Source organism: Streptomyces sp. FH025, assembly GCF_017427025.1.
Lineage (GTDB): Bacteria > Actinomycetota > Actinomycetes > Streptomycetales > Streptomycetaceae > Kitasatospora.
Window position 1 is genome coordinate 1 of sequence record NZ_JAFLNG010000026.1, and the last position, 13758, is coordinate 13758.

Consider the following 13758-nt stretch of genomic DNA (forward strand, 5'->3'; position numbering starts at 1 on the left):
GCGACCCGGCAGGGCCCAGCCCCGCCAGGTCAGGGACCGCTCGGACGCATCCGAGCGGTCCGGACCGGACCGGCCGGTTCCGCTCACGATCGCCTCCGTCCGCGCCCGCCCGGCGTGGCCGCGGCCTCACCGGCGGCGCCGACGCCGACCGGCACCGGCTCCTCCGAGCCGCCGCGGCGCTCACGGCCGGGGGCCGAGCCGGGGGCGCGGTGCTTGAGCGCGGCGCGAAGGTGCGAGCGGCCACGGTGGATGCGGCTGCGGACGGTGCCGAGCTTGACGCCCAGCGTGGCGGCGATCTCCTCGTAGGACAGGCCCTCGATGTCGCAGAGCACCACGGCGGCGCGGAACTCCGGGGCGAGGGTGTCCAGGGCCTGCTGCACGTCGGCGTCGAAGTGGGTGTCGCTGAAGTGCTGGGCCGGGCTGGGCTCGCGGGAGGCGAGCCGCTCGGCCGCGTCCTCGCCGAGCGCGTCGAAGCGGATGCGCTGGCGGCGGCGGACCATGTCCAGGAACAGGTTGGTGGTGATCCGGTGCAGCCAGCCCTCGAACGTGCCGGGGGTGTAGGTGGACAGCGAACGGAACACCCGGACGAAGACCTCCTGGGTGAGGTCCTCGGCGTCGTGCTGGTTGCCCGTCAGGCGGTACGCGAGGCGGTAGACGCGGGCGCTGTGCGCCTCGACGATCTCCTCCCAGGTGGGCGGAGTCCAGCTCTGCGCGTCGGGGCCCTCGGCGAAGGTCGCGAGGGCGGGGGCCTCGGCGGTACCGGCGGCCGGCGTCGGGACGGCGGCGGCGGGCTGGTCCATGTCGGAGTGCGCAGGCTGGTTCATCACGGGCTTCGGCGTACGGGCCGACGCGGTGCCGCGGGAGTGCCGCCGCACGGGGACGTCGCCCTCGGCCACACCTCCTCGGTCGGCTCTTCTGCCCAGCAGGGCCACCACCATATCCACCTCACCCGTCAAGCCCGGATAAAAGTGCCCGGGAGGTCTCCCGCACCCGGTCCTCAGTGACAACGGCCCGCCGCCGTACGCGGTTCCCGGTCGGCCAGTAATCTGTGCCAGGAAATATCGACATCCCCGGCACCGGGCCGCCGCCCGGGGCTCCGAAAGAGGCAGCCATCAGCGAGTTCGGGCCCGCGCGCGCGGCCCTCGCCGACACCTACGTGGGCGAGGACGCGGTGCTGACCTACGCCCGGGCGCAGTCCGCCCGGACCGGCATACGCGCCATCGGGCCGAGCGGCGGGGCGTGCCTGCGGCTGCTGGCCGCCGCGCTCGACGCCAAGGCGGTGGCCGAGATCGGCACCGGCACCGGGGTCTCGGGGGTCTACCTGCTGCGCGGGATGCGGCCGGACGGCGTGCTCACCACGGTGGACTCCGAACCGGTGCGCCAGCAGCTGGCCCGCGAGGCGTACCAGGCCGCCGGGTTCGCGGCCAACCGCTCCCGGTTCATACCGGGCCGGGCGCTGGAGGTGCTCCCCCGGCTCGCCGACGGCCAGTACGACCTGGTGTTCTGCGACGGCGACCCGGCCGAGTCGCGCGAGTACCTGCTGGAGTCCCTGCGGCTGCTGCGGCCCGGCGGGATGGTCTGCTTCGAGGGGGTCTTCCAGGAGGGCCGGCTCGCCGAGCCGGAGCTCCAGGACCCGCAGACCGGCGCGGTGCGGGACCTGGTCCGGGACGTACGGGAGAGCGAGGCGCTGCTGCCCGCGCTGCTGCCGGTCTCGGACGGGCTGCTCTGCGCGGTCAAGCGCTGACGCCGCCCGCGCGGCGCACCGGCCCCGGGCGCCGGGGAAACACGCGGGCCCGGGCCGACGTGTCGTCGTACCCGGGCCCGACTGCACATCTCCAGGAGATGGCGAGCACCCGCTGCGGTCAGCCGCAGGCCTTCTTCAGGGCCTCGCCGAGGGCGTCGGCCTCGTCAGGCGTGAGCTCCACCACGAGGCGTCCGCCGCCTTCGAGCGGAACGCGCATGATGATGCCCCGCCCCTCTTTGGTGACTTCGAGCGGGCCGTCACCCGTCCGCGGCTTCATGGCCGCCATGCTCGTTCCCCTTCCTGCAACCGCTCAGCTACGCACCGGCAGTCCGTCCACCGCCGGTATCGAACGCATTGATCGGAAGCCATTATCCCGCATGCCACGGCCTGATGACCAACATCACTCTCGGCGCAACCTCGGCCGGACCGGCTTCAACCACCGCAATTCGCTGCATAAGCCCCGGCGTGGCGGCGCCCCCGGCACCACGGGAAGGTGCGATACCTCACACTCCCCAGTTCCCCGGGTGCTCCGGCATCCTGGCACACGACCACCGACACGACGATCGTCTAGGGAGCCCTCGCCCATGTCCGATTCCGTGCTGTACGAGCTGGACGGCGGCCTGGCCGTCATCACCATCAACCGCCCGGAGGCGATGAACGCCCTGGACGTCGCCACCAAGGTCGCGCTGCGCGACACCGTGACCGAGGCCGCCGGGGACCCTTCGGTGCGGGCGGTGCTGCTGACCGGCGCGGGCGAGCGGGCGTTCTGCGTCGGGCAGGACCTGAACGAGCACCTGGCGCTGCTGAAGCGGGCCGAGGAGACCGGCGAGGGCGCGCTGCGGACCGTCGCCGAGCACTACAACCCGCTGGTGCGGGCGCTGGCCGGGATGCGCAAGCCGACCGTCGCCGCGGTCGGCGGGGTGGCGGCCGGCGCGGGCGCCTCGCTCGCCTTCGCCTGCGACTTCCGGATCCTCTCCGACCGGGCCGGCTTCAACACCGCCTTCGCCGGAATCGCCCTGACCGCCGACTCGGGTGCCTCCTGGACCCTGCCCCGGCTGGTCGGGCACGCCAGGGCCACCGAGCTGCTGATGCTGCCCCGGACGGTGAAGGCCGCCGAGGCGGCGGAGCTGGGCCTGGCCACCAGGGTCGTGCCGGCCGACGAACTCGCCGCCACCGCACGGGCCTTCGCCCGCGAGCTGGCCGAGGGCCCGACCGTCGCGTACGGCGCCGTCAAGGAGTCGCTGGCGTACGGCGCTTCGCACTCGCTGGACGAACTCCTCGACAAGGAGGACGAGTTGCAGACCATGGCGGGCGAGAGCGAGGACCACCGGATCGCGGTGCGCGCCTTCATCGCCAAGGAGAAGCCGAACTACCTGGGTCGCTGAGCGGGCCCAGGCCGATGACACGCCTGGGTCGCCGGCCGGCTCAACCCGCCTTGCCCGTACGGACGTGGCAGTCCGCCAGGTGGTCGTCGACCAGGCCGCAGGCCTGCATCAGGGCGTAGGCGGTGGTCGGGCCGACGAAGCGGAAGCCCGCCTTCTTCAGCGCCTTCGCCAGCGCCGTCGACTCGGGCGTGACGGCCGGCACCTCGTCCAGCGAGCGGGGGGCCGGCCGGTCCGGGTCGGCGGCGAACCCCCAGATCAGCGCGTCCAGACCGCCGTCCAGGTCGCGGGCGACCCTGGCGTTGGCGATCGCCGCCTCGATCTTGGCCCGGTTGCGGATGATGCCGGTGTCGGCGAGCAGCCGCTCCCGGTCCGCCTCGCCGAACTCGGCGACCCTGGCGATCTCGAAGCCCGCGAACGCGGCCCGGAAGCCCTCGCGGCGGCGCAGGATGGTCAGCCAGGACAGGCCGGACTGGAAGGCCTCCAGGCAGACCCGCTCGAACAGCGCGTCGTCGCCGTGCACCGGGCGGCCCCACTCGGTGTCGTGGTAGTCCCGGTAGTCGTCGGTCGACTCGCCCCAGCCGCAGCGGAGCAGACCGTCGGCGCCGAGCACGGCACCGCTCACCGGTCCTGCCCCGGCTTCGCGTCCTCGGGGGCCGGCGCCTCGGTGAGCGCGGCGGCCGGCTCGGCGACCTTCGCGAACTCCTCCAGCCCGGGCAGCGGTTCGGCGGCCGGGTCCGGGGCGCTGGTGGCCTCGACCGCGCCGCGCAGGTGGGCGGCGGCCTCCAGCTCGGCGATCCGCGAGTCGCGGTAGGCGAGTTCGGCTCCGAGCCGGTCCAGGACGTCGTCCACCTCGTCCATCCGGTAGCCGCGCAGGGCCATCGGCAGCCGCAGGTCGTCCACGTCCGTCTTGCTCAGCGGGCGGTCCTGCGGCAACCGCGCGGCGATGCGGTCCGGCACCGCCTCCGGCATCGAGCCGCCCCCGCCCAGCGCCACCAGCGCGGCGCCGCCGACCACCACGGCCATGGCGACCACGATCACCCAGAACACGAGCTGTCCTCCCGAACTCCCGGCCGGTCCTCTTCGAAGTGCCGGGGAACCAGACTGATCATGACAGCATGGTCCCCAAGTGAGGCCGGGGGCCATCATCGCACCCGCAGGAGCTGTGGAGGAGACATCGGTGGCACTGCGTCTGGGACCGCGCGAATTCGGTGACGACGAGCTGGTGATCATGGCGATCGTGAACCGGACGCCGGACTCGTTCTTCGACAAGGGTGCCACCTTCGCCGACGAGGCCGCGTTCGCCGCCGCGGACCGGGCGATGGCCGAGGGCGCGGCGATCCTGGACATCGGCGGGGTCAAGGCCGGGCCGGGCGACGAGGTCACGGTCGAGGAGGAGCTGCGGCGCACCGTGCCCTTCGTGGCCGAGCTGCGCAAGCGCCACCCCGAGGCGGTGATCAGCGTGGACACCTGGCGGCACGAGGTCGGCGAGGCGGTCTGCGAGGCGGGCGCGGACCTGCTGAACGACGCCTGGGGCGGGGTGGACCCGAAGCTCGCCGAGGTCGCCGCCCGGTACGACGTCGGGCTGGTGTGCACCCACGCCGGCGGCGCCGAGCCGCGCACCCGGCCGCACCGGGTCGGGTACGAGGACGTGATGGCGGACATCCTGCGGGTGACCGTCGGGCTGGCCGAGCGGGCGGTGGAGCTGGGGGTGCGCCGGGACGCGGTGATCATCGACCCGGGGCACGACTTCGGCAAGAACACCCGGCACTCGCTGGAGGCGACCCGGCGGCTGCCGGAGATGACCGCGACCGGCTTCCCGGTGCTGGTCTCGCTCTCCAACAAGGACTTCGTCGGCGAGACCCTGGACAAGCCGGTGAACGAGCGGCTGCTCGGCACCCTGGCCACCACGGCGGTCTCGGCCTGGCTGGGCGCGCGGGTCTACCGGGTGCACCAGGTCGCGGAGACCCGCCAGGTCCTGGACATGGTCGCCTCGATCCGGGGCACCCGCCCCCCGGCGGTCGCCCGCCGGGGGCTGGCGTAGACCCCGCCTAGATCTCGTTGACCGGTCGGCGGGTGTCGGCGAGGATCTTCACCACTTCGTCGACCTCGTCGGTGATGTGGAACAGCTCCAGGTCGTGCGGGGCCGCCTTGCCCTGCTCGACCAGGGTGTTCTTCAGCCACTCGTAGAGGCCGCCCCAGTACGCGCTGCCGTAGAGGATCACCGGGAAGCGGGTGACCTTCTTCGTCTGCACCAGGGTGAGCGCCTCGAACAGCTCGTCCAGCGTGCCGAGCCCGCCGGGCAGGACCACGAAGCCCTGCGCGTACTTCACGAACATCGTCTTGCGGACGAAGAAGTAACGGAAGTTCAGCCCGAGGTCGACGTACTCGTTGAGGCCCTGCTCGAAGGGCAGCTCGATGCCGAGCCCGACGCTCAGCCCGCCGGCTTCGGAGGCGCCGCGGTTGGCGGCCTCCATCGCGCCGGGGCCGCCGCCGGTGATCACCGCGTAGCCGGCCTCGGCGAGGGCCCGGCCGATGGCCACCCCGGCCTCGTACTCGGGCGAGTCGACGGCGGTCCGGGCCGAGCCGAAGACGCTGATCGCGGGCGGGAGTTCGGCGAGGGCGCCGAAGCCCTCGACGAACTCGGAGGTGATCCGCAGCACCCGCCACGGGTCGGTGTGCAGCCAGTCGGTCGGGCCGGTGGTGTCCAGCAGTCGCTGGTCCGTGGTGCTCGTGCCGACCTGGTCCCGGCGCACCAGCACCGGGCCCTTCTGCTTCTCGGGCCAGGCCTTCCTCTTCCGCGGCACGCCGACCTGCTCGGGGCCGTGTCCGTACTGCTTTTCGTCTCCTGTGCCTGTCATGACGAAACCCTACGCCCGCCTTCCCCCGTTTTGAGGCAACGGGGGAAGGTCGGTTGGGCAACCGGAAGGTGGCGTTCGGCCGATGGCCGGATCAGCCGGTCCCGACGGGCTCAGCTGGTCAGCCAGGCGCGCAGCCGGTCCTCGGTCTCGGCGATGGCGGTCAGCGAGCAGTGCTCGTCCCGCTTGTGCGCGAGGTTCGGGTCACCGGGGCCGTAGTTGACCGCCGGGACGCCGAGCGCGCTGAACCGGGCGACGTCGGTCCAGCCGAACTTGGCCCGGGCCTGGCCGCCGGTGGCCGCCAGGAAGGCCTGCGCGGCCGGCTGCGAGAGGCCGGGCAGGGCGCCCGGGGCGAAGTCGGTCACGGTCAGCTCGAAGCCGTCGAAGACCTCGCGCACGTGCTTCTCCGCCTCGGCCTCGCTGCGGTCCGGCGCGTAGCGGAAGTTGACCGTGACGACGCACTCGTCCGGGATCACGTTGCCGGCCACGCCGCCGTCGATCCGCACCGCGTTGAGGCCCTCGCGGTACTCCAGGCCGTCGATCTCCACCCGGCGCGGTTCGTAGTCCGCCAGCCGGGTGAGCACCTCGGCGGCGTGGTGGATGGCGTTGTCGCCGAGCCAGCTGCGGGCCGAGTGGGCGCGCACCCCGGAGAGCCGGATCTGCGCCCGCAGGGTGCCCTGGCAGCCGCCCTCGACCACGGCGCCGCTGGGCTCCATCAGCACCGCGAAGTCGGCGGCCAGCCACTCCGGGTGCTCCTTGGCGAGGTGGCCGAGGCCGTTGCGGTGGGCCTCCACCTCCTCGCAGTCGTAGAACACGAAGGTGAGGTCGCGGTTGGGCTCGGGCACGGTGGCCGCGAGGCGCAGCTGGACGGCCACGCCGGCCTTCATGTCCGAGGTGCCGCAGCCGTAGAGCAGGTCGCCCTCGACGTACGAGGGCAGGTTGTCGGCGATCGGCACGGTGTCCAGGTGGCCCGCGAGCAGGACGCGCTCGGCGCGGCCGAGGTTCGTCCGGGCGACCACGTTGTTGCCGTGGCGGTCCACGGTGAGGTGCGGGTAGCCGCGCAGGGCGGCCTCCACGGCGTCGGCGAGCGCCTGCTCGTCGCCGCTCACCGAGGGGAAGTCGACGAGTCGGGCGGTCAGCGCGCCGCCGTCGAGAGTGAGGTCCAGGGGCGTCGGGTTCGGGCTGCTCATGGCGCCAGCCTAGCCACAGTGATGTGCGCCCGGCGTGGGCGTTCTGTGACACGGTCGGGACCCGGATCGGCAACCGGGATGCGCCGCACACCCGTCCGAGTGGGTACGGTGTCGGATCAAGGTGAGGGCGCGAGAGGGGCGAGGGTGGCCAGGAGAAGGAGCAGCGAGGAGCTGGACGAGGAGTCGACTCCCCGCCGCCGCGGTCCGCTGCGCGCGCTGTTGCTCGTGCTGGTCGGACTGCTCGGTCTGGCGATGGTGGCGGGTCTGGCCGTGGTCGGGATCTGGTGGTTCGGCTTCCGGCAGGGCGCCACCGAGGAGTGCACGGTGAAGACCGCGGCCGGCAACGGCACGCTGGAGCTGCCGCAGGCCGCCAACGCCGCGACGATCGCCGCGGTGTCGCGTTCGCGCGGGCTGCCGGACCGGGCGACCGCGATCTCGCTGGCGACCGCCATGCAGGAGTCCAAGCTGCGCAACCTCGCGGGCGGCGACCGGGACTCGATCGGCCTGTTCCAGCAGCGGCCCTCGATGGGCTGGGGCACGCCCGAGCAGATCGCGGACCCGGTGTACGCGACCAACAAGTTCCTGGACGGTCTGGTCAAGGTGCCCGGCTACACCCGGATCCCGCTGACCGACGCGGCCCAGGCGGTGCAGAAGAGCGGCTACCCGCAGGCGTACGCCAAGCACGAGACCAAGGCGACGCTGCTCACCTCGGCGCTGTCCGGGCGCGAGCCCGGCTCCTTCAACTGCGTGGTGAAGGACTTCGCCAAGCCGGCCCCGGCGGACGCGTCCTCGCCGACGGCGGGCGCCTCGGCCACTCCGGCCGCGCTGCCGGACCGCACCCAGGTGCTGTCCGACCGGGTGCGGCGGGAGTTCGGCCGGACGGTCACCCCGGCCGCCGGCTACGCCTCGACGATCAAGGGCGCCGAGCACGCGGTCTCGCTGACCCCGGACCCGGCCGCCGCCGCGCTGACCTCCTCGGCGGACGCCGCGGCGGACGGCGGGGTGAGCGCCGAGCGGGCCAGTGGCTGGGAGGTGGCCCACTGGGCGGTCGCCCAGGCCCAGCAGCTGGGCATCGCGACGGTCGCCTACGACGGGAAGATCTGGCGCAAGACCGAGTCGGAGGACGGCTGGCAGACCCAGGGCTCCGGCACGTCGACCAAGCTCGTCCAGGTCACCCTGGCACCGTACGACAAGAGCTGACGCACTGGTGTTCGGGTTGCCGCCGGACGGGTGATTCGGGTCAACCCCGGTGGACCGACCCCCCGTTCCGGCGACCCCGGGTGGAGAACCGTCACTTCCCTTGACCGGGGCCGGTCCGGCGGCACGCGGCGGGCCCGACAGGCGCCGCCGTTGCGGTCGTACCATCCGATGGTCGGTCGGGAACATTCCTTGCACCGGCCGAAACCTTCTGGCTTCTCAAGCGGTAACAACGTCGTCCGCCGGTCCCGTCCACGACCGGTCGTCCACCCGGGTGGACGGGACGGACCCAGACCCCTTCGAGGAGCCCCATGTCTCACCCCCTCACGCGCCGGATCGCCCAGGCCGCGCTCGTCGTGGCGGCCGGAGCGACCCCGCTGGTCGCGGCCGGCTCCGCGTCCGCCCTGGGCGGGGACGCCCTGCTTCCCAAGAGCGACCTCGCGGCGCCCCTGGGCCAGCTGACCAACAACAACGCCGGTTCCACCCTTCAGCACACCACCCACCAGCTCGGCCAGGCCGCCGGCACCACCGGGGCGGCCACCGTCGCCGCGGGCGTGCCGTCCGCCGCCGACGCCGCCGGGAGCATCGTCGCCCAGCAGCTCCCGGAGGCGAACGAGAAGGCCAGCTCGCTGACCGCCCCGGTCGACCAGACCGCCGCCACCACCGGCGAGCTCTCCGCCGTCACCCCCAAGGTCGCCTCGGGCCTGGCCGGCAAGCTCGGCGAGGCCGTCACCGGCAAGAGCGCGGGCACCCGCAGCGCCAACGCCGGCGCGGTCGGCGACCTCGCCCAGGCGGGCTCCCTCACCCAGGGCCTGCCCGGCGCCGACAAGCTCTCCGGCGCCGTCCCCGGCGCGGGCGCCGTCGCCGACGCGCTGCCGCTCGGCTCGGTCCAGCGGGCGCTGCCGCTCGGCTCGGTGGAGCAGACCCTGCCGGCCACCGACGTGCTGGGCCTCGCCGAGCACGGCTCGGCCAACCGCCTCGGCGGCGCCGACCTCGGCCAGAACAACCCGCTGTCCGGCCTCACCGGCCTGCTCGGCCCGCTCGGCGGGCTGCTGGGCGGCGCGAACGGCGGCAGCATCAGCGGCCTGCCGCTGTAGTCCGCATGACGAAGGGGGTGGTGTTCCCGACCGGAACACCACCCCCTTCCGCGTGACGTGAGCGTGCCGTCAGCGAGCCGCCGCGTTCAGCCGCTCCACGGCCGCGGCCACCCGCTCGTCGGTCGCGGTGAACGCCACCCGGACGAAGCGCTCGCCGGCCGGCCCGTAGAAGTCGCCGGGCGCCACCAGGATGCCCAGCCCGGCCAGCTCCGCCACGGTCTCCCAGCACGGGCGGTCCTGGGTCGCCCACAGGTACAGGCTGGCCTCGGAGTGCTCGATCCGGAAGCCGTACGCCTCCAGCGCCGCCCGCAGCGCCGAGCGCCGGGCCGCGTACCGCCCGCGCTGCTCGGCCACGTGCGCGTCGTCCGCCAGCGCCGCGACGGTCGCCGCCTGGACGGGCGCCGGCACGATCATGCCGCCGTGCTTGCGCACCTCCAGCAGCTCCCTGACCACCACCGGGTCGCCCGCCACGAAGGAGGCGCGGTAGCCGGCCAGGTTGGAGCGCTTGGAGAGCGAGTGGACGGCCAGCAGGCCCTCGTGGTCGTTCCCGCAGACGTCCGGGCGCAGCACGGAGACCGGCTCGGCCTCCCAGCCGAGCTCCAGGTAGCACTCGTCGCTGACCAGCAGCACCCGGTGCTCCCGGGCCCACTCGACGGCGCGGCGCAGCTCGTCCGCGCCGAGCACCCGGCCGGTCGGGTTGGACGGCGAGTTCACCCAGAGCAGGCGCACCCGGGAGCCGTCCAGCTCGTCCACCGAGTCGTACTCGACCGGCTCGGCGCCGCACAGCCGTGCGCCCACCTCGTAGGTCGGGTACGCCAGCCGCGGGTAGGCGACCTGGTCGCCCGGGCCGAGGCCGAGCTGGGTCGGCAGCCAGGCCACCAGCTCCTTGGAGCCGACGGTCGGCAGGACGGCCTGCGGGCCGATCTCGGCGCCGCAGCGGCGGTTCAGCCAGCCGGCGATCGCCTCGCGCAGCTCCAGCGGGCCCCAGACGGTCGGGTAGCCGGGCGTGTCGGTGTGCGCGGCCAGCGCCTTCTGGATCACCTCGGGGACCGGGTCGACCGGGGTGCCGACGGAGAAGTCGCAGAGGCCGCCCGGGTGGGCGAGGGCGGTGGCCTTGTAGGGCTCCAGCTTGTCCCAGGGGAACACCGGGAGCCGGTTCGAAACGCGGCGCGCCGCCCCCGGGTGGCCCGGGAACGGCGCGCGCGTGCTGTTGTCGGTGCTCACAGCTTCAGATGCCACCGATCGTCAGTGATCGGCGTTCTGCGGCGGCAGGGCCTCGATGAACGGGTGGTCCCGCTCGATCAGGCCGAGCTTCGAGGCGCCACCGGGCGAACCCAGGTCGTCGAAGAACTCGACGTTCGCCTTGTAGTAGTCCTTCCACTCCTCGGGAGTGTCGTCCTCGTAGAAGATCGCCTCGACCGGGCAGACCGGCTCGCAAGCGCCACAGTCGACACACTCATCCGGGTGGATGTAGAGGGAGCGGTTGCCCTCGTAAATGCAGTCAACCGGGCACTCTTCGATGCACGCCTTGTCCTTCACGTCGACACAAGGCTGCGCGATGACGTAGGTCACGCTGTCGTTCCTCCTCGGAAGGGCCTGGCGGCCCGTTCTGTTCTGCTCGCGTGCGCGGTGAGCGCGGCGTCGTCGATGCCCGCCCCTAGTATCGCGGGTCGGAGACCGCAAATGCACAGGAGGTGGCCTGATCATGACTCGAGACCCGTCGCAGAGCCGTCCGGAAGTCCGGATAGATCGCTCTGACGTGGGACGACGCGTGTCCGTCCGGCGTCTCTCGGAGTTCGTGGACGACCGACCGGTGTTCCGGGATTCGATCGGCGTGCTCACATCGTGGGACGATCATGGACTGACCGTGGTTCCGCGCTCGGGCGAGCCGGTCCTCGTGCCGGAGAAGCTGCTGGTCGCGGGCAAGGTCGTGCCGCCGTTCCCGGCGCGGCGCGCGCCGCTGCCGGCCGCCACGCCGGTCGAGCTGCAGCGGATCGCGGGACGCGGCTGGCCCGGGGTCGAGCAGCAGGCGCTCGGCGAGTGGACGCTGCGCGCGGCCGCCGGGTTCACCCAGCGCGCCAACTCCGTCCAGGCCCTCGGCGACCCCGGGCTGCCGCTTCCCCAGGCGCTGGCCGCCGTACGGGACTGGTACGCGGCGCGTGGGCTTCCCGCCCTGGTCGAGGTGGTCACGCCCGGGACGGCGGACGAACTGCGGGCGCTGCTGGGCCCGCTGCGCTCCCCCACTCTGGTGCGCACCGCCCCGCTGGCCGGGGTGGCCCGGGCCGGCGCCGGGCAGGACAGGGTCCGGCTCTCGCGGACGGCCGACATCGGCTGGATGTCGCTGTACGGGCGGCTCGGCGAGGACCCGGCCGTACGGGAGGCGGCCCGGCGGGTGCTGCACGGCGGCCCCTCGGTCTGGTTCGCCACCGTGCCGGGCGCCCCCGGGCAGCCGCCGCTGGCGATCGGGCGCTGCGTCGTCGACGGCCCCTGGGCCTGCTTCGGCGCGATCGAGGTCCAGCCGTACGCCCGGCGGGCCGGGCTGGCGACGGCGGTCATGGCGGTGCTCGCCTCCCGCGCGGCCGAGGAGGGCGCGAGCGGCGCGTACCTCCAGGTCGAGGCGGGGAACGAGGGGGCGATCGCGCTGTATGACGGACTCGGCTTCACGACCAGTCACACTTACCACTACGCACCCCTTCCCCAGGAGTGACCGCCCGACCGTTACGTCCTTGTTCGTCCGCTTGTCCGCTTGTCCGTCCGCCGTACGAAAGCCGTCGCCGTCACCGTGACCGAGCAGAGCAGAGACCGCTTCCGGACCGCCGCCCGCACCGAGCACCCCGATCCGGTGCTGCTGTGCCTGCTCGCCGCCGCAGCACATCGGGCAGCAGTGAGGACTCCAGCCGCCGGTAGTCGGACTGCCGCCCGTGGAACCGCTCCCGCCCGCCGAGCACGGCGGCGAGCAGGGCCGCGGTCTCCTCCGGCCCGGACGGCGAGCGCTCGGCCACGGCATCGCGCTGCCCGGGCACTTCATCGTCGCGGTCGGCGGCCCGACCGGCGGTGAGCAGTTCGTCCTCGCCGACCCGTTCCACGGCGGGCGGCTGCTCGACCCGGCCGACGTCGAACACCTGGTCGCCGCCTCCGGGCACGAGTTCACCCCCTCCCTGCTCACCCCGGCCCAGCCGCTGGACATCGTGCTGCGGATACTCGGCAACATCCGCGCCTGGGCGGCCGACCGGCCCGAACACGCCCGCACCCAGCTGTGGGCCACCGAACTCGCCCTGCTGCTCCCCCGCCACCCCGCCCAGCTGCGGCTGGAACGGGCCGAACTCCTGGTGCGGATGGGGGACTTCCTCGGCGGCTCGGCGGAGATGGACTCGTACGCGCAGATCCTGGACGCCTTCGACCCGGACGGCGCCGCCAAGGTCCGGCAGGAGGCCCGGGCGGCGCGGCACCGGCTCAACTAGGCGGCTGCCTCTCGGCGGCCGCTACAGCCAGCCCTTCTCCCGGGCGATCCGGACCGCCTCGGTGCGGTTGCGGGCCTCGGTCTTCTGGATCGCCATCGAGAGGTAGTTGCGGACCGTCCCCTCCGACAGGTGCAGCCGCCGCGCGATGTCCGCGTTCACCGCGCCGTCCGCGGCCGCGCCCAGCACGTCCCGCTCGCGCGGGGTCAGCGGGTTCGCGCCCTCGGCCAGCGCGGCCGCCGCCAGCACCGGATCGATCACCCGCTCGCCGCGCAGCACCCGGCGGATCGCCTCGGCCAGCTCGGCGGCGGGCGCGTCCTTCACCAGGAAAGCGTCCGCACCGGACTCCATCGCCCGGCGCAGATAGCCGGGGCGGCCGAAGGTCGTCGCGATGACCACCTTCGTCCCCGGCACCCGGCGGCGCAGCTCGGCCGCCGCCTCGATGCCCGTCATGCCCGGCATCTCGATGTCCAGCACGGCGACCTGCACCTCGTTCGCCAGCACCGCCGCCACCACCTCGTCCCCGCGGCCCACCTGCGCGACGACGTCGATGTCCCCCTCCAGCCCGAGCAGCGCCGCCAGCGCCTCCCGGACCATCCCCTGGTCCTCGGCGAGCAGCACGCGGATCGAGGGGTCGTTCTCTGCGTTACCCATGGCCACGACCTTAGAGGGGGCCGGGCTTGAGTCTCCGCCAGGGGGAGACCGCGCAGTGGTCCCCGTGGACGGAGACGGCATCCGCTACTCGATCGGCGGCCTCGCCCGGCGCACCGGGCTCGTCCCGCCCACCGACCGCACCCGGTGTTCGAGTGGTTCACCGAGGCCCTGCGGGCCA

17 protein-coding genes are annotated in these 13758 nt (G+C 73.6%); 7 read left to right on the forward strand and 10 right to left on the reverse strand.

Annotation, left to right across the window (positions count from 1 at the left end; all coding sequences use genetic code 11):
• Window positions 1–83: 83 nt before the first annotated feature.
• Window positions 84–800 carry an RNA polymerase sigma factor SigE gene (gene sigE, locus J0670_RS03495; protein WP_374223059.1) on the reverse strand — a complete coding sequence of 239 codons (717 nt, stop codon included), beginning with the start codon at window positions 798–800 and terminating at the stop codon, window positions 84–86.
• A 311-nt stretch (window positions 801–1111) separates the two neighbouring features.
• On the opposite strand from sigE, the gene J0670_RS03500 reads away from it, so the two are divergent.
• Window positions 1112–1744 (forward strand): O-methyltransferase, encoded by a 633-nt coding sequence (locus J0670_RS03500; protein WP_207809516.1) that lies wholly within the window; start codon window positions 1112–1114, stop codon window positions 1742–1744.
• A gap of 118 nt (window positions 1745–1862) precedes the next feature.
• Here J0670_RS03500 and J0670_RS03505 read toward each other — a convergent pair whose 3' ends face one another.
• Window positions 1863–2030, reverse strand: a complete 168-nt coding sequence (locus J0670_RS03505; protein ID WP_014137929.1) for a DUF3117 domain-containing protein — start codon at window positions 2028–2030, stop codon at window positions 1863–1865.
• 298 nt (window positions 2031–2328) lie between these two features.
• On the opposite strand from J0670_RS03505, the gene J0670_RS03510 reads away from it, so the two are divergent.
• A complete protein-coding gene (locus tag J0670_RS03510; protein ID WP_207809475.1) occupies window positions 2329–3129 on the forward strand; it encodes an enoyl-CoA hydratase-related protein in 801 nt (266 codons plus the stop codon).
• 40 nt (window positions 3130–3169) lie between these two features.
• Here J0670_RS03510 and J0670_RS03515 read toward each other — a convergent pair whose 3' ends face one another.
• Together J0670_RS03515 and J0670_RS03520 are read right to left on the reverse strand one after the other, a co-directional pair.
• Window positions 3170–3751: a DNA-3-methyladenine glycosylase I gene (locus J0670_RS03515; RefSeq protein ID WP_207809477.1), complete on the reverse strand. Its 582-nt coding sequence runs from the start codon at window positions 3749–3751 to the stop codon at window positions 3170–3172.
• Window positions 3748–4176, reverse strand: coding sequence for a DivIVA domain-containing protein (locus J0670_RS03520; RefSeq protein WP_207809479.1), 429 nt, complete (start codon window positions 4174–4176; stop codon window positions 3748–3750). The genes J0670_RS03515 and J0670_RS03520 overlap by 4 nt, the downstream gene beginning before the upstream one ends.
• A gap of 181 nt (window positions 4177–4357) precedes the next feature.
• On the opposite strand from J0670_RS03520, the gene folP reads away from it, so the two are divergent.
• Window positions 4358–5170: a dihydropteroate synthase gene (gene folP / locus J0670_RS03525; protein WP_207809518.1), complete on the forward strand. Its 813-nt coding sequence runs from the start codon at window positions 4358–4360 to the stop codon at window positions 5168–5170.
• 7 nt (window positions 5171–5177) lie between these two features.
• On the opposite strand, the gene J0670_RS03530 is transcribed toward folP, so the two are convergent.
• Together J0670_RS03530 and dapE are read right to left on the reverse strand one after the other, a co-directional pair.
• Window positions 5178–5987, reverse strand: a complete 810-nt coding sequence (locus J0670_RS03530) for a TIGR00730 family Rossman fold protein (RefSeq protein ID WP_243436479.1) — start codon at window positions 5985–5987, stop codon at window positions 5178–5180.
• A 110-nt stretch (window positions 5988–6097) separates the two neighbouring features.
• Window positions 6098–7174: a succinyl-diaminopimelate desuccinylase gene (gene dapE / locus J0670_RS03535; protein ID WP_207809481.1), complete on the reverse strand. Its 1077-nt coding sequence runs from the start codon at window positions 7172–7174 to the stop codon at window positions 6098–6100.
• 144 nt (window positions 7175–7318) lie between these two features.
• Here dapE and J0670_RS03540 point away from each other — a divergent pair, with 144 nt between their 5' ends.
• Window positions 7319–8374 (forward strand): hypothetical protein, encoded by a 1056-nt coding sequence (locus J0670_RS03540; protein ID WP_307806365.1) that lies wholly within the window; start codon window positions 7319–7321, stop codon window positions 8372–8374.
• Window positions 8375–8682: 308 nt separating this feature from the next.
• Window positions 8683–9468: a hypothetical protein gene (locus tag J0670_RS39820; protein WP_279382938.1), complete on the forward strand. Its 786-nt coding sequence runs from the start codon at window positions 8683–8685 to the stop codon at window positions 9466–9468.
• A gap of 69 nt (window positions 9469–9537) precedes the next feature.
• On the opposite strand, the gene dapC is transcribed toward J0670_RS39820, so the two are convergent.
• On the reverse strand, window positions 9538–10692 hold the full coding sequence (gene dapC / locus J0670_RS03550; protein WP_207809483.1) for a succinyldiaminopimelate transaminase: 1155 nt from the start codon (window positions 10690–10692) through the stop codon (window positions 9538–9540).
• Window positions 10693–10713: 21 nt separating this feature from the next.
• Window positions 10714–11040, reverse strand: coding sequence for a ferredoxin (gene fdxA / locus J0670_RS03555; RefSeq protein ID WP_196947676.1), 327 nt, complete (start codon window positions 11038–11040; stop codon window positions 10714–10716).
• A 133-nt stretch (window positions 11041–11173) separates the two neighbouring features.
• On the opposite strand from fdxA, the gene J0670_RS03560 reads away from it, so the two are divergent.
• Window positions 11174–12175 (forward strand): N-acetyltransferase, encoded by a 1002-nt coding sequence (locus tag J0670_RS03560; protein ID WP_207809485.1) that lies wholly within the window; start codon window positions 11174–11176, stop codon window positions 12173–12175.
• Window positions 12176–12245: 70 nt separating this feature from the next.
• Here the strand turns inward: J0670_RS03560 and J0670_RS40475 are convergent, their stop codons facing one another.
• A complete protein-coding gene (locus J0670_RS40475; protein ID WP_374223058.1) occupies window positions 12246–12491 on the reverse strand; it encodes a transglutaminase family protein in 246 nt (81 codons plus the stop codon).
• Between J0670_RS40475 and J0670_RS03570 the strand changes: the two genes are divergently transcribed.
• Window positions 12390–12929, forward strand: a complete 540-nt coding sequence (locus J0670_RS03570) for a transglutaminase family protein (RefSeq protein ID WP_307806366.1) — start codon at window positions 12390–12392, stop codon at window positions 12927–12929. The two genes, J0670_RS40475 and J0670_RS03570, sit on opposite strands and share 102 nt — an antisense overlap.
• A gap of 21 nt (window positions 12930–12950) precedes the next feature.
• Here J0670_RS03570 and J0670_RS03575 read toward each other — a convergent pair whose 3' ends face one another.
• The gene (locus J0670_RS03575; protein WP_207809486.1) at window positions 12951–13580 is read right to left on the reverse strand and encodes a response regulator transcription factor; all 630 of its coding nucleotides are present in this window, start codon (window positions 13578–13580) and stop codon (window positions 12951–12953) included.
• Window positions 13581–13758 lie beyond the last annotated feature (178 nt).

Coding starts and splice junctions, on each gene's coding strand:
- sigE (WP_374223059.1), bottom strand. CDS start 800: ATGGACCAGCCCGCCGCCGCCGTCCCGACGCCGGCCGCCGGTACCGCC.
- J0670_RS03505 (WP_014137929.1), bottom strand. CDS start 2,030: ATGGCGGCCATGAAGCCGCGGACGGGTGACGGCCCGCTCGAAGTCACC.
- J0670_RS03510 (WP_207809475.1), top strand. CDS start 2,329: ATGTCCGATTCCGTGCTGTACGAGCTGGACGGCGGCCTGGCCGTCATC.
- folP (WP_207809518.1), top strand. CDS start 4,358: ATGGCGATCGTGAACCGGACGCCGGACTCGTTCTTCGACAAGGGTGCC.
- J0670_RS03530 (WP_243436479.1), bottom strand. CDS start 5,987: ATGACAGGCACAGGAGACGAAAAGCAGTACGGACACGGCCCCGAGCAG.
- dapE (WP_207809481.1), bottom strand. CDS start 7,174: ATGAGCAGCCCGAACCCGACGCCCCTGGACCTCACTCTCGACGGCGGC.
- J0670_RS39820 (WP_279382938.1), top strand. CDS start 8,683: ATGTCTCACCCCCTCACGCGCCGGATCGCCCAGGCCGCGCTCGTCGTG.
- J0670_RS03560 (WP_207809485.1), top strand. CDS start 11,174: ATGACTCGAGACCCGTCGCAGAGCCGTCCGGAAGTCCGGATAGATCGC.
- J0670_RS03575 (WP_207809486.1), bottom strand. CDS start 13,580: ATGGGTAACGCAGAGAACGACCCCTCGATCCGCGTGCTGCTCGCCGAG.